The sequence below is a fragment of the Paludibacter sp. genome (assembly GCF_009712605.1).
In the GTDB taxonomy this organism is placed as follows: Bacteria; Bacteroidota; Bacteroidia; order Bacteroidales; family Paludibacteraceae; genus Microbacter.
The window spans coordinates 66358-79606 of record NZ_WASO01000003.1 but is presented as its reverse complement, the minus strand read 5'-3'; the positions used below and the strand labels follow the sequence as shown (position 1 = coordinate 79606).

General features: G+C 43.7%; 7 protein-coding genes and 1 tRNA gene. 4 read left to right on the top strand and 4 right to left on the bottom strand.

Annotation, left to right across the window (positions count from 1 at the left end):
• Positions 1 to 12 precede the first annotated feature (12 nt).
• Positions 13 to 95: transfer RNA gene (locus F8N35_RS04405), tRNA-Tyr, on the bottom strand.
• Positions 96 to 149: 54 nt separating this feature from the next.
• Positions 150 to 578, bottom strand: a complete 429-nt coding sequence (locus tag F8N35_RS04400) for a transposase (RefSeq protein ID WP_068702185.1) — start codon at positions 576 to 578, stop codon at positions 150 to 152.
• 147 nt (positions 579 to 725) lie between these two features.
• On the opposite strand from F8N35_RS04400, the gene F8N35_RS04395 reads away from it, so the two are divergent.
• Entirely contained in the window at positions 726 to 905 is a 180-nt protein-coding gene (locus F8N35_RS04395; RefSeq protein WP_293050144.1) for a DUF6132 family protein, read from the top strand.
• Between the two features lie 58 nt (positions 906 to 963).
• On the opposite strand, the gene ribH is transcribed toward F8N35_RS04395, so the two are convergent.
• Together ribH and F8N35_RS04385 are read right to left on the bottom strand one after the other, a co-directional pair.
• Positions 964 to 1452: a 6,7-dimethyl-8-ribityllumazine synthase gene (gene ribH / locus F8N35_RS04390; RefSeq protein ID WP_293050143.1), complete on the bottom strand. Its 489-nt coding sequence runs from the start codon at positions 1450 to 1452 to the stop codon at positions 964 to 966.
• 89 nt (positions 1453 to 1541) lie between these two features.
• Positions 1542 to 2234 carry a tetratricopeptide repeat protein gene (locus tag F8N35_RS04385; protein ID WP_293050142.1) on the bottom strand — a complete coding sequence of 231 codons (693 nt, stop codon included), beginning with the start codon at positions 2232 to 2234 and terminating at the stop codon, positions 1542 to 1544.
• A gap of 1242 nt (positions 2235 to 3476) precedes the next feature.
• Here F8N35_RS04385 and F8N35_RS04380 point away from each other — a divergent pair.
• The 3 genes from F8N35_RS04380 to F8N35_RS04370 are packed head-to-tail and all read left to right on the top strand — an operon-like array spanning position 3477 to position 13230.
• A complete protein-coding gene (locus F8N35_RS04380) occupies positions 3477 to 3974 on the top strand; it encodes a T9SS type A sorting domain-containing protein (protein ID WP_293050141.1) in 498 nt (165 codons plus the stop codon).
• A complete protein-coding gene (locus tag F8N35_RS04375; protein WP_293050140.1) occupies positions 3971 to 7816 on the top strand; it encodes a hypothetical protein in 3846 nt (1281 codons plus the stop codon). The genes F8N35_RS04380 and F8N35_RS04375 overlap by 4 nt, the downstream gene beginning before the upstream one ends.
• 20 nt (positions 7817 to 7836) lie before the next feature.
• Positions 7837 to 13230 (top strand): hypothetical protein, encoded by a 5394-nt coding sequence (locus F8N35_RS04370; protein WP_293050139.1) that lies wholly within the window; start codon positions 7837 to 7839, stop codon positions 13228 to 13230.
• Positions 13231 to 13249: the final 19 nt, after the last annotated feature.

Here is a 13249-nt window from a genome sequence, read left to right as displayed (position 1 = left end):
AGTAAAAGAAGGTGGGCAGTGATGGATTCGAACCACCGTAAGCGTAAGCTAGCAGATTTACAGTCTGCCCCATTTGGCCACTCTGGTAACTGCCCTTCCTTAAAGCGGGTGCAAAGATAAGAATAATTTGCAATAAAACAAAGGCTGTTCTAATCTTGCGTCATTAAAATTGATTGCAGCGATGATTCTTCTGCCTTCTCTTTGTGCTTGCTGAGGCAGTTCTCAATCCGCTTACGAAACTTCCAGCACGTCATTTGATTCAAACTCAGCTGATCGGCATAACAGTAGGAAGAAAGCGGCTTGCCTTCGACACACACCGTATATGCGATATAGAACGCCTTGTTAATTGGAAATTTACAATTATGAAAAAGAGTATGCGCAGTGGCAGATTCTTCTGTTTTACACCTTGTGCAACGACGCGATGATGGAGACTTACCATCGCAATAGTTGGTGTTTCCGCATTTACGGCACACGAATCCCTCTTCCCATTTAATATCAGCGATAAAACGCAGTGTCTTTTCGCTATCATCAAACAATTCCTGAGCCAGTTCCGGGGTTATTGATTTTTTGAACAACATAAAAAATGATTCTTATTCAGTATGCAAAAATAGCAATAAAAAAGTGATATGATTATAATTTATCGGGTGATATTATTATAATTCATCTTTCTTGGCTATTTTTGTTGTCTGAAACAAGGAAAAACGGCAAAAACAATACATTAAAACATGGAAAATATTCTTTCCCATCATTTTCTCAAAGTCATTTTGGGAACGATATCCGGAGCTGTTATCGGATATTTATACTACCGCTTTATCGGATGCGCCTCAGGAAGCTGCCCCATCACGTCAAACAAATACATCTCAACGATCTACGGAGCTATTTTGGGATTGCTTTTTACGCTGTGAGCCACAAAAAAAAGAGAAACCGGCACACGTCTGCGCAGGCTCCTCTCCAAATGTCTGTTTATAAACCACGCTTCAAAGCAACCATTTTAATGGCAGTAACAGCAGCTTCATCGCCTTTGTTTCCATATCTGCCACCTGCACGATCGGTTGCCTGCTCCATATTATCTGTGGTAAGAACACCAAAGATAATGGGCACTGTTTGCGTCGCGTTAAGATAAGAAATGCCGTGTGTTACGCCCTGACAAACGTAGTCGAAGTGAGGAGTATCACCGCGAACCACAGACCCAAGAGCAATTACAGCATCCACTTTTGCATTTTCGGCTAAAAATTTAGCTCCGTAAACCAGTTCAAAACTTCCGGGCACATACTGAACAACAATTTGATCAGGTGCAGCACCCTGGTTCTGCAATGTTTGCAGCACACCTTCCAATAAACTCTCCGTAACATTCGGATTCCACTCCGACACTACAACACCAAAACGCATATCGCTGGCTGATGGGAGTTTATCACTTTCGTAGTCAGACAGATTATGATTTGCAGTTGACATAAGATTGTTTTGAAATTGTTATAAAAAAACTGCTCCAACTATTTTGAAGCAGTTATATTTTATTCCCCGTAAATTAACGAGAGAATGTTTTATTTCACAAAAGTTTGAGCACGGGCGATATAACGATCGATATCCGAAGCTTCCTGACTTCTTATATATTCATCTTTAATCTTTGTGTAAATCTCAATCGCTTTTTTATAATCGCCTTTGCTTTCATATGCAATGGCTGCTTTTTTAAGATAAATAGGACTGATCATTTCATTTTCTGAATCGGCAGCCTTCATGAAGTACTTAATACCGTCATCAACTTTACCCAATTCAACATAACAGTCACCAATAAGACCTGTAATAGAAGGAGCAATATTAACATCTTTCCCGCTGAACTTTTCCAGATATTTGATAGCGTTATTGTAATCTTTCAGCTTATAGCTACAAACGCCAGCGTATGCATTTGCAAGATTGGCCGATTTTGTCATGCCATATTCGTCAATCACACCTTTGAAACCAATACAGTTTTCTGTACCATCGCCATTAAGAGCAACTCTAAACGAATCAACAGCAAAATAATTTTGACATGCCGCCAATTTGGTTTCGGCATTATTTTCTCTTGGAACAAGATACCAGTTTCGGAAAGCAAGGATGGCCAGTACAACCAGCACTACTACGCCGACACCGTATAAAATTTGTTTTTGGTATTTTTCAATGAAAGCTTCTGACTTACTTAACACGTTTTCAACGGTTTTCAGATTATCAGGTTCTTGCGCTTCTTTTTTTGTTGCCATAAAAATGGAATGTTTATAAGATGAAAATTCTATTTGGTGCGCAAAAATACATAATTATCGGCAATAAATAAAAAGAATTATCTTCTATTTTTACAACACCCCTATCAATAATCACCATAAGAACCCTTTGAGAAGGTATCCACAAAACCAGCCCTTCTTCAAAATATGCTTTCGCATACTATAATGACAGTAGATTTTCATTCCATCCTTCAATGGAATATTCAGCTCTACAAGGCATTTGTTATTTTTTAATTTTTTATAATTTATATCTTTTTTATTCTTCGGTATATTACGCTTAAACAAAGACAAAAATGAATACGCCGGCTACTTTATTGGTTTGCTTGTAACGTATTTATTAGTCGTAGATTGACTACAAATCGAATTCTCCTTCCAATTTTTCATCCAAAAAAATAACACCTGCTTTAATCATCATCACATTATTAATCTTTGCTTTATGAAAATAAAAACAAAAAATTACATGTCAGAAACCAAAAATTTAACGAACAAAACTCCGAGATAACGCACCTTGATAGGTTAACCTAAAAACAATCTGAAACAAAAATGTATTTTAACGCAAAAAATATGCGATACCGTTGGGATATTCATCAAATTTAATTATTTTTGAATTGAAGTGTTGCTTTATATGCAATTGTTAAACGCAACATTCAAAAAACCACAAATATATTTGTCCTATCTAAAGAGAACCAGCCTTATTTTATGCCGAATACAAATCGTAATCAGGCATTTATAATCGAAGAGAGAGATACCGCTTGAGTTGAATGGCTGTAATTTTACAACAAGTCTATTTAATCATTCTGACAATTTTTGGTTGACAAAATCATCCAAGGAAATGAAACAATCCTTTCATTTCCGATCTTGCTTCATCGCTAAGCGCGTCCGAAGCAGTTTTATTAAATAATTAAAAGAGAAAAATCCATTATTTTATTAATTCATTTGACATGGTATGTCCATTTCGGAGCATACACAATTTTTGTTTTCATGTCAAAAACAACCTCTACTGATAATAAATCGGCAGCCGATATGTTACAGTGTGCAGAGAGGTTTATGTTGGTCATTTCATATTGTAATACAATATATTATGAACTAACTATCCAGTATTGGCTTTTATTTCGAGAAAACAAACAAAAGCAAAGATTAGTAAAACGCTGATTATTCAATAAACGCAAGACCCAAACTGAATGTTATCTTAAAAATCATATTTTAATTTTTATTTGCTTATATATGAGATTTTTTGTATTTATATTTCTTTCTCTATTGTTCCCTCTTGTGCTCTGTGCTCAGGAGGCAACATCAAGCGCCGGTGGAAACATTTCAGGCAAAGGGGGATCTGTAAGCTATACATTAGGACAGGTATCATATACAAGTATTTCTGTATCTAATATAACATTTGGAGAGGGAGTACAACAAGCTTTTGATAAAATATCCGGCATCATTCCAAGCGACGCACCGTCAAGCGATTTAACCATCGATTGCATTGTGTTTCCAAATCCTACGACGAACTATGTAACGCTTACCGTCAAAAATGCCAATTTCAAAGATCTGAAGTATCTGTTGTATGACACCGGCAAAAATTTAATCAAACAAGAAGATATACAAACCGCCAGCACTGTTGTTTCAATGGTAGACTTACCAACAGGAACTTACCTGCTGACCGTCATGAATCCTAAGAAAAATATTCTGCGAATTTTCAAAATTATAAAGGATTATATTCAACAATGAAACATCTGCTACATTTACTAACTGCACTGTTCATTACAACAATTTTGTATGCTCAGGCACCACAAAGGATGACTTATCAGGCCATTATCCGAGATGCCAATTCGAATCTCATTCAAAACAAAACTGTTGGTATACGAATCAGTATTTTACAGGGCACGTCAACCGGTCCTGCGGTATATGTTGAAAATCATATAGTCCCGACCAATGCCAACGGGTTGGTTTCTCTTGAAGTGGGAGGCGGGATTGCCCAGGTATCCTTCTTCAATTCAATTGATTGGTCTAAAGGTCCTTATTATATTAAGACCGAAACCGATCCAACCGGAGGTACCAACTATACAATTTCAGGTGTAAGCCAGTTGTTAAGTGTACCTTATGCGCTTTACGCATTAAACAGTGGCAGCAGCAGTAGTAGCGGAGGCAGCAGCAGTTCTACTTCACCAACTCCTGTGATCGACAACCTTACTTCGACTTCGTCCACATCTGCCTTATCTGCATATCAGGGTAAGTTACTGAAAGATATGATTGATGGCATCAACACTTCGACAGGTGGCACCACAGGCGGAACTACCGGTGGGACAACCACCGGCACCACAAACCTTACAGGTGACGTAACTTCTACCGGCTCTGTTACAAAAATTGAAAAATTACAGGGATATCCAGTAGTAGCAAATATTCCATTAGTAGGTCAAACTTTACTATATGATGGCATCTTCTGGGCTCCAAGAACTTTAACGTTATCCGGAGATGTGAATGGAGCATATACATCAACGAAAGTAACACAAATTCAAAACATTCCGATAGCGCCAACAGCTCCTGCCAGCGGACAATCGTTACGTTTCAACGGAGTTGCATGGATTCCTGAATTTCCATATGCGGAAAATATTCAGATATCGCCTCAAATTCCGGGTCTTTATGCCGTTAATGTTCAGGATGCCTTGAATATTCTTCATCAACAAATATCAACAGCAGCCGGAGGAGGACTCACTTCGGTGTATCATGACTCGAGTTTAAGCGGGAATGGAATTTCGTCATCTCCTTTAAGCCTTGCTGATTACAGTGTGTCCTCTTCCAAATTGATTGATAAAGCGGTAACACTACCAAAACTGGCCGATATTTCCTCCAATACTTTAATTGGACGCTCAAGTAGCGGAACAGGAGCTGCTGAAGCAATTACAATAGGATCGGGTTTGTCGCTTGCCGGAGGTGTCCTCTCTGCAACAGGCTCATCAGGAGGAGGAAGCGGATCGGGAACTATTACCGCGGTCAATGCAGGAAACGGCTTGACCGGAGGGGGAACATCAGGAAGCGTAACACTCGGCTTAGGAAGTATTGCAGGAACCTCAATATTGGGAAATGCTTTTTCATCCTCATCAACACCTACAGCTTTATCCGCCTCGCAGGTAAAAACAATGCTTTCGCTTTCAAAGTCTGATGTTGGACTTAACAATGTTGATAACACATCCGATTTGAACAAACCGATCAGCACGGCAACTCAAACCGCATTAGACCTGAAAGAAGACAAAGCAAATAAAAGTACGGACGGAACGCTCTCTTCAAACTCAGATACTAAATATCCATCGGAAAAAGCAGTGAAGACCTATGTGGATGCACAAGTGTCTGCAGGCGGAGGAGGTTCTTCAACAGTATCGCACGATGCAACCTTAACCGGAAGCGGAACTTCCAGTTCGCTTTTGTCGGTAGCTGATAAAGCCATTACGTATTCCAAAATGGCCGATATTGCATCGGGTTCACTTATTGGGCGCACAAGTACCGGAAACGGAAGCCCAGAATCTATCTCAATTGGATCAGGGCTTTCATTAGTCGCAGGTGTTCTATCGGCTACCGGAAGTGGATCCGGATCCGGAACTGGTAGCATCACTGGCGTAACAGCCGGAACAGGGTTAGTCGGAGGAGGCACTTCCGGATCTGTAACTCTTGGATTGAACAGCATTGCAAACAATACTGTTCTTGGAAATAACTCAGGCTCCGCTTCTGCTCCAACTGCACTGTCCGCCACCTCGCTAAAGACAATGCTTGCAATCACTCCAACCGATTTAGGACTAGGTAACGTTAACAATACAAGTGATGCTAATAAGCCTATCAGTACTGCGACACAAACTGCATTGAGCCTTAAGGAAGATAAAGCCAACAAAAGCACGGATGGAACGCTGTCTTCAAATTCGGACACAAAATATCCTTCTGAAAAAGCAGTAAAAACATATGTGGACGCCAAAGTTCCGGCTTATGCAACCACTGACGCAAACAAGGTGCTCTCTGTTAACGCAGCCGGAACCGCAGTAACATGGGCTACGCCAACCACTTCGGCCACAGCGGCAACCGTGCCTGTTGTAGTACAAAACGGATTACCATCGACGGCAACCACAGTTCAAACGGCATTAGAAAATTTACAGGGAGAAATATCCACTATAGTGTCTTCTGGTGGTAGTGGAACTGTAACAGGAGTTTCTGTAAATACTGCAAATGGATTCAAAGGCTCAGCTACCACAGGAGCCGTTCCTGCCATAACATTAGGAACAACCGTCACAGGTTTGGTAAAAGGAGATGGGACCGGTCTCGCAGCGGCAGTTCCCGGAACCGATTATCTGCTTCCTACCATGACTGCTAACCGCTTATTGGGATCAGGTCTTAGCGGAACCTCAGCTACTGAAATCAGCTTAGGCAATGGATTGAGTTTTACAGGAAACACATTAAATACAAGCATTCCGACTTCAACTACAACAGATGCCAACAAAGTGCTCACCGTAAATGCTTCCGGTGCTCCGGTTTGGTTGGCTCCAAGCGGAGGAAGTAGTGGAACCGTAACAGGAGTGACTGTTGCGACCACAAACGGATTTAAAGGTACTGCCACAGCAGGTGCTGTACCAGATATTTCTCTTGGAACCACAGTTACAGGCCTGTTAAAAGGTGATGCAACGTCAGGAGCCATTACAGCAGCAACTGCAGGTACCGATTATTTAACACCTACTGATAATGCAGCTTCGGCAACCAAACTGCAAACGGGAAAAACAATCTCCATTTCCGGAGACCTTACATACACATCTCCGGCTTTTGATGGCAGCACGAATGTGACTGCTGCAGGTACTATCTCCAACAATGCTGTTACGACTGCCAAAATAGCATCAAATGCAGTTACTTACGCCAAGATGCAAACCATGACGGCAAACAAACTCTTAGGATCGGGACAGTCAGGAACGGCAGTTTCTGAAATCACACTCGGCAGTGGGTTAAGTTATTCAGGATCGACACTGAATACAGTAGCGCCAACTCCTGCCGCCGCAGACGCAGGTAAAGTGCTTACTGCAAACGCATCGGGATCGGCCACATGGCAAACTCCAAGCGGAGGAGGTTCAGGTATATCGACAGCCAGCAATGGTTTGACTGTAACCAGTAGCGATGTTGCGTTAGGCGGTACTTTAACAAAAAACACCACTGTAGATCAGGGAGCGAACACTCTGACATTTTCTAATACAGGACTTACAGGATCGGCCGGAAGGACAATCTTTAACGGAACGGTTCAAATGAATGGTGCGGTATATGCAAAGATAAGAACCTACACAGGCACCTTTGCCGGCTTTACAGTGAATGATGATGATTACATAATTAACATTCAGATTGCAGGAGCCGGAAACATTACATTGCCAAATCCTACTACCTGCCCCGGTCGCGTTTTAATGATAAGAAACAATAGTGTACAAGCAGGAACTTCGGGTACTTACACATACATTACGTACGTACCGGTCAATAACACCTCTCTAACAGCATCCAGAGGAGAGACGATGATATCTGACGGCACAAACTGGTATGTAGTCGCTGGTTTTTAACAATAATATAAAGGAAGAATATGATAAAGTTATCACATATTTCAAAAATAGGATTGTCACTTCTAATAACAATCTCATTTTGCAGCCATACCTATGCACAGGTATTCTCAAATGGGACAGTTACTGCAAATATTACTGCTGAGAATCCATTCTTCGACGCTTCTAGTAATTTCGATTTAAGCATAGATCCCAGCAATGCCGGGAAAGGATTATTATTTCCCCGTACAAATCTTACTACCTTTAATTTTAATACAGGGATACTTGATGGTGCAACATTTCCATCCGCCTATGATGGCATGATCGTTTATAATGTTGCCACAGGGACTACTCCTTCGGGGCAGGGACTTAAGTCGACAAGCGTTACTCCCGGCTATTATTATTTCAGTAATCCTAATGCTGCGGCAAATACATCTTCCACCTCTGACATTGCAAATGGTCAATGGATACGCATTGCAGACCAGAATGACATGAAAACAACTCCAAGCGGAAGCGCTTTCCCGTCAACAGCATCGCCCGGAGATGTTTTTTATAACACAACGACCAAGAATTTTTATTATTACAAGGACACAGAGTGGGTTCCCGTATCCTCAACACCCAATGGGACAATACTCCCGGCTACTTCAAGTGCAAAAACCGGTGATGTGTTTTATCTCACAAATGCAGATCCGGCACAAAATGTATTGAAAATATTCGATGGAACAAACTGGATTACAGTAGGAGGAGTATTAAATGGAAGTATCACTGATGTTAAACTTCAGGGAACCGCAGGCAGTGCATTAACAGCAGGAACCGCAGGTCAGGTATTGGTATCGGCCGGTAATAATCAATTCAAATGGGCAGAGGCAGGATCAACTCCAAGCGGCACGGTATTACCCGCTGTAGGACCAGCCGGAACTACCTTTTACAATTCACAAACACATACTTACTGGGTATCGGATGGTACAAACTGGGTACAGACAGGTACCGTTACGTCGGTAGGATTGACTTTACCATCCTTCATGACGGTAACCAACTCTCCCGTCACCACCACAGGCACGCTGACCGGCGGATTAGCCAGTCAACCGGCAGGAACTGTCTTTGCCGCACCTTCCGGAGCTGCCGGCACACCCACGTTCCGTTCCTTGCAGGACTCTGATATTCCCGGTCTTGCCAACAAAGTCAACGTGAGTGCCATTGGAGCAGCATCGGGAGTCGCACCTTTGGATGCCAGTCTGAAAATTCCGTCGACATACCTGCCCGACGCTATTCTTGGATCAGTAACCTACAAAGGAACATACGATGCAAGCTCCGGAACTCCATCTCTTGCCACAGCATCTGCAACCAATAAAGGATACTATTATGTTGTAACATCAGCAGGATCAAACCCTATTAATCTGAATGTAGGAGACTGGATAATTTCCAATGGGAGCAGCTGGGAAAGAGTGAATAATAGTGCTGCTGTCTCCAGCGTATTCGGAAGAACAGGAACAATCACCGCCAATGCAGGAGATTACAATACAGATCTGGTCCCAGAAGGTTCGACCAATAAATATTACACGAATGCTTTAGCAAATGCCAATCCCACTTTAATAGGAAAAGAAGACGTTGCTAACAAAGTAAATTCGATTATATCTGACGCTACCTACACAAAATATCCTACCGTTGATGCGGTAAAGAATTATGTTGATGGGAAAGTGCCATCCGGAGGAACAGCAGGACAGGTTCTTACAATGGTCAGCGGATCTCCCGCATGGTCGGCTCCAGGAGTAACCAGTGTCTCTGTCAGCTCCAGCAACGGAATTATCAGTTCGATAACCAACCCGACAAGTACGCCGGCTATTTCTCTATCGCTTGGAGCCATCACTCCGACGTCGGTTACAGCAACGGGAGCCATTACCGGGTCAACCCTTTCGGGGAGCCTGAACGCCTCCAACCTGACGGGAACAATTGCAACAGCACGTTATGGTGCCAGCACCATTCCTGTCTCGGCAATTCAGGCATCGGGAAGAGCCGCAGGCACATATCTTGACGGATCCGGCAACTGGTCTGTGCCATCGGGAGGATCAAGCAGTCTACCTTCTTATAGTGCAAGTGATGCAAACAAAGTGCTAACAATAAATTCACTGGGTAATGCTGCAACCTGGCAAGCCCCGGGAACGACCACCATCCCTGACGCAACCACCAGCAGTAAAGGTATTATTAAACTGGCCGGAGATTTAGCGGGAACAGCCGATGCTCCATCCGTCGCCAGTATAGGAGGTATCTTACCCAGCACATCAACAGACCCTAATACACTTGTAATCAGAGACAGTTCCGGAAAAATCCCCGGCGACATCACCGGCAACGCAGCCACAGCAACATCGGCCACCACCGCAGTCACAGTCACAGGAGCTTCGCAACCCAACATTACCTCTGTTGGAACATTAACAAGTCTCTCGGTAGTAAATCCGATTCAGGGAGACATCACCGGAAATGCGGCCACAGCAACAACAGCCACTACAGCGACCACATCCACCAAAGTAACAGTAACAGATGTTTCGGCAGGAGCCACCGTATATCCAACCTGGGTTACAGGAGCTGGAAATGTGCCACTGAACATCAGCACCTCTAAACTCAAGTATGCTCCTTCTACAGGTACGCTTACAGCCACAACTTTCAGCGGTTCATTAGCTGCTACGAACCTAAGCGGTACCATTCCGGCGGCTAACTACGGAACAAATACTATTCCGTTGACTGCGCTTAATGCCGGAACAATAAATTCTTCAGGGTTTCTGAGAGGTGATGGAACATGGGCTATCCCGTCAACCAACCCGGGAACTGTAACCTCCGTAGGATTAGCCATGCCCTCCATCTTTGCCGTTGCCAATTCTCCGGTTACCTCTTCGGGTAATTTGACCGTAACTCTGAACAATCAAACTGCCAATACAGTTTTAGCAGCTCCCAGCGGTAGTGATGGAGCACCTACTTTCCGCACCCTTTCAGGAGCCGATATTTCCGATTTTGCATCAAAAATCGACGTAAGCACCAAAGGACAAGCTAATGGCGTTGTTCCTTTAAATGCATCCGTAAAAATTGATCCGGCTTACCTCCCGAATTCAGTGACAGGTGCAGTTACATACAAGGGGACTTACGATGCTTCGTCAGGATCGCCGTCCCTTCCCCTTGCCAGCGCCAGTCAGGGCTATTATTTTGTGGTCAATACAGCCGGATCTATTCCGATGGCATTAAATGTGGGCGATTGGGTGATTTCAAACGGTACCTCGTGGGACAAGGTTGCAAACGGAGGAGCCGTGAGTTCCGTATTCGGACGAACGGGCGCAGTTGTTGCAACAACCGGCGACTATACCACCGACCAGGTAACCGAAGGAACAAAAAAATACTACTCCGATGCTTTGGTTTCTGCCAATGCCACCGTTGTAGGCAAAGAAGATAAATCGAACAAAACTACAGACGGAACACTTGCTTCGGTTACCGATACGCAATATCCATCGGCGAAGGCAGTAAAAACGTATGTGGATGGAAAAGTGCCTTCTTCGGGAGGGAACGGACAGGTATTAACCATTGTTTCCGGGAACCCTGCATGGGTAACTCCCAGTGGAGGATCGGGAACCGTAACTTCGGTAGGATTATCCCTGCCGTCCATATTTACGGTTACAAATTCTCCGGTTACAAATTCCGGCACCCTCACAGGCACACTTAGCAGCCAGTCTGCCGGAACATTCCTTGCTGCACCTACAGGAAGTAGTGGAGTCCCGACATTCCGTTCTATCGCAGCTTCCGACGTTCCTACGTTAAATCAAAACACAACAGGAAATGCAGCAACAGCTACCACAGCTGTAACTGTGACAGGGAGTGCTCAACCTGCGATTACATCGGTAGGCACATTAACCGGACTGACAGTAACTGCCCCAATAAACGGCAGCGTGACAGGTTCGGCAGGATCGGCCTCAACAACAGCTATTACGGATGATGGAACAACAGCAACCTCGGTATATCCGGTATGGGTAACATCCAATACAGGTAATTTAGCTCAAAAAGTAACCTCATCACGTCTAAAGTTCGTGCCTTCCACCGGACAATTAACGGCATCCTCTTTTAGTGGTAATATCGATGCGAGCAATATCACTTCAGGTGTCGTAGCTACAGCTCGTTTGGGAACTGGAACAGCCAACTCTTCCACTTATTTAAGAGGAGACGGAACATGGGCATCCGCAGGCAGTGGTACTGATGCAACGACCAGTACCAAAGGGATTCTGATGCTGGCCGGCGACTTGGGAGGAACTGCGGCTTCTCCGTCTGTAGTCAGCGTTGGTGGTTCTACAGCTTCGGCTATTAATACAGCAACCATTGCGGTAAATAACGCAACCACTTCGTCGAATGCAAATACCCTTGTCAAAAGAGATGCCACGGGTAATATCGTAAATCTTAACGCATCGAACCTTGTATCAGGTACTGTTGCTACAGCCCGACTGGGTAGTGGAACTGCTGATGGAACCACGTTCCTACGCGGAGACGGAACATGGGCAATACCAACTGCTGCCGATGCAACAAACACGACCAAGGGAGTTTTAATGCTTGCAAACGATTTGAGCGGAACAGCATCGGCTCCAACAGTTGCCTATGTGGGAGGAGCCACGGCAGCCGCAGTACGCACCGGAGTTGATTTGGCAAATGGAGCAACTACTTTGTCAACGCCCAATGCGCTTGTCAAAAGAGATGCGTCAGGCAGCATCACTAATTTGGATGCAACGCAACTGACCACAGGATCTATTCCTACTGCACGATTTGGGAACAGTACAGTACCCGTTGCCGCCATCAACACCACTTCAGGGACAGCAAGCTCAACCACCTTCTTACGAGGTGACGGCGTATGGGCAACTCCTTCAGGAGGCAGTGGTTCAACTCTTCCTACAGCAACTATTCCGGACGATGCTAATAAAGTGCTAACTGTAGATGCAACAACCGGCTCTCCTACATGGAAAGCTCCGGCATCAGGAGGAGGATCAATGGTAGCATACAACCCATCCGGGAATACTAAATTTTATTGTCGAGCCTCGGGAACCGGGGTTACTGTGACTTTATCCGGCTACACCTATACGGTGAACGTTCCGGCTGGAGTTTGGCTTGATTATCTTAAAATTAAATCTTCTTATACCGATATTGGAAGTCAGGTCAATCTTGATATCGTTATAAATTATATTGGGAAAGAATATAATAATAATGCTGATATGTCTGACCTTATGATGCCAAGTATTTTCCTGTTTGACATCCCATTTACGACCAATCACAATTACAACATATCCAGCCCTTACACCACAAACTGCATCTGGCTACTAACCGCAGCTCAAAATGGCTCGATAACATTTCACACAACAAGTATGGGGAATCACACCAACACGTCCGGAGATGGCTTCTGTTTAATTCTCCATTTTTAGCAGGAATAGAATTTACAAA

Excerpts from the sequence above, each read along its gene's own strand:
- ribH (WP_293050143.1), bottom strand. The coding sequence starts at position 1,452 with ATGTCAACTGCAAATCATAATCTGTCTGACTACGAAAGTGATAAACTC.
- F8N35_RS04370 (WP_293050139.1), top strand. The coding sequence starts at position 7,837 with ATGATAAAGTTATCACATATTTCAAAAATAGGATTGTCACTTCTAATA.
- F8N35_RS04395 (WP_293050144.1), top strand. The coding sequence starts at position 726 with ATGGAAAATATTCTTTCCCATCATTTTCTCAAAGTCATTTTGGGAACG.
- F8N35_RS04380 (WP_293050141.1), top strand. The coding sequence starts at position 3,477 with ATGAGATTTTTTGTATTTATATTTCTTTCTCTATTGTTCCCTCTTGTG.
- F8N35_RS04385 (WP_293050142.1), bottom strand. The coding sequence starts at position 2,234 with ATGGCAACAAAAAAAGAAGCGCAAGAACCTGATAATCTGAAAACCGTT.
- F8N35_RS04400 (WP_068702185.1), bottom strand. The coding sequence starts at position 578 with ATGTTGTTCAAAAAATCAATAACCCCGGAACTGGCTCAGGAATTGTTT.
- F8N35_RS04375 (WP_293050140.1), top strand. The coding sequence starts at position 3,971 with ATGAAACATCTGCTACATTTACTAACTGCACTGTTCATTACAACAATT.